This window comes from Providencia sp. CIM-Carb-044, from assembly GCF_033901115.1.
Classification (GTDB): domain Bacteria; phylum Pseudomonadota; class Gammaproteobacteria; order Enterobacterales; family Enterobacteriaceae; genus Providencia; species Providencia hangzhouensis.
Genome location: NZ_JAXADV010000051.1, coordinates 1 through 1,995 on the forward strand (window position 1 = coordinate 1; position 1,995 = coordinate 1,995).

The window sequence follows — 1,995 nt, forward strand, 5'->3', positions numbered from 1 at the left end:
CAAGAAAAAGCCCCAACTGATAACAGTTGGGGCTTCAGTATTGTGATTGGTGGAGCAATAGCACCCTGAACCCAAAACCTTCTCGCTCAACCGGTAGTGGCTGATAACAACTCGTGAGGGCTATTGCGGGTTAAGCATTTAGCGATGTCTAGGGCCAGACTGGACGTCTGAACGCAAGCCGCTGATACTGTACATAACCACAGTATCAGCGGAGGATACCCATGTCGCTGGCAAGGAACGCCACGGCGAGTCAATCGCCCACTCAAACAAACGGTTACGAACGCCACCAACCCGACCAGACGCTGCTCTACCAGCTGGTTGAGCAGCACTACCCAGCCTTCAAAGCCTCACTCGAAGCCCAAGGTCAACACCTGCCTCGCTACATCCAACAAGAATTCAACGACCTCCTCCAATGTGGCCGTCTGGAGTATGGTTTCATGCGGGTTCGCTGCGAGGATTGTCATCACGAGCGTCTGGTCGCCTTCAGCTGTAAACGACGCGGCTTTTGCCCTAGCTGCGGTGCCCGCCGGATGGCCGAGAGTGCGGCGCTGCTGATAGACGAAGTCTTCCCCAAGGAGCCCATTCGCCAGTGGGTGCTCAGCTTTCCTTTCCAGCTACGCTTTTTGCTGGCTCGCCATCCCCAGCTGATGGGCCAGGTCTTGAGTATCGTCTATCGTACACTCTCAACTCATCTGATCAAAAAAGCCGGTTACACCAAAGCCTCTGCACAAACTGGCTCAGTGACTCTTATCCAACGCTTTGGCTCCGCGCTAAATCTCAATGTCCACTACCACATGCTGTTTCTCGATGGTGTCTATGCCGAAGATGACTATGGCAAGCAACGCTTCCATCGTGTCAAGGCACCCACTTACGATGAGCTGAATACGCTCGCTCACACCCTCAGCCATCGCATCGCTCGCTGCATGGAAAAGCGTGGGATTTTGGAGCGTGATGCCGAGAATACGTGGTTGACACTGGAAGAGGGCGAAGACGATACGCTGACTCAATTACATGGTGCTTCGGTTACGTATCGCATTGCCGTCGGCCCCCAGCAAGGGCGCAAAGTCTTCACCCTGCAAACCTTGCCAGGGCGTGAGGATAAAGCCGACTCAAGCAGTCGAGTAGCCAACCATGCTGGTTTCTCGCTACACGCCGGTGTGATGGCCGAAGCGCATCAGCGGGATAAGCTTGAGCGCTTGTGTCGCTACATTAGTCGGCCAGCGGTTTCAGAAAAACGTCTGGCATTAACCGCCAATGGGCAGGTGCGTTACGAGCTCAAAACTCCGTACCGCAATGGCACCACCCATGTGATCTTCGAGCCGCTGGACTTCATCGCCAAACTCGCTGCGTTGGTACCTAAGCCGCGAGTCAACCTCACACGCTTCCACGGCGTCTTTGCACCGAACAGCAAACACCGAGTTCAAGTAACACCCGCCAAGCGGGGCAAGAAGCCCGACAAATCGGAAGGTCTCGATACTAACTGGCGTGACAAGAGTCCTGCAGAGCGCCACCGCGCCATGACCTGGATGCAACGCCTCAAGCGAGTCTTCAATATTGATATTGAAGTCTGCGAACACTGCGGCGGTCACGTCAAAGTGATTGCCAGCATCGAAGATCCGAAGGTCATTGAGCAGATTCTCAAGCATCTGAAACAGAAAACAGCCAAGGCGAATGCCGCCAAGCAGCGTGAGCTGCCACCAGAACGAGCGCCGCCACTGACTCCCAGCCTGTTCGATCCATCACAGAGTCGTCTCTTTGACTGACGACCCCAAATCCAACACTGCTCAACACTGCCAACTTTTAAACGGGGCGGTGGGGCAGTTTGTATCTCTCGAGCTATCAGGCTAGAGATTTTACCGCCAAATCGAACCTTATTAGAGCGGTTTAGGCTGGACCGGCAGTTAAAATTGGGGCTTGAGCGGTAAACGAGTGAGGGAATTTCAGGTAAGATACTTCGGATGAGGAGCAAAAAGGTGGTTTATACTTCCTATACCC

General features: G+C 54.0%; 1 protein-coding gene. It reads left to right on the plus strand.

Going from position 1 to position 1,995, the window contains the following annotated elements; translation table 11 throughout:
- The first annotated feature begins 221 nt into the window (after positions 1-221).
- The gene (locus SJ312_RS23170; RefSeq protein WP_000050481.1) at positions 222-1,763 is read left to right on the plus strand and encodes an IS91-like element ISCR1 family transposase; all 1,542 of its coding nucleotides are present in this window, start codon (positions 222-224) and stop codon (positions 1,761-1,763) included.
- Positions 1,764-1,995: the final 232 nt, after the last annotated feature.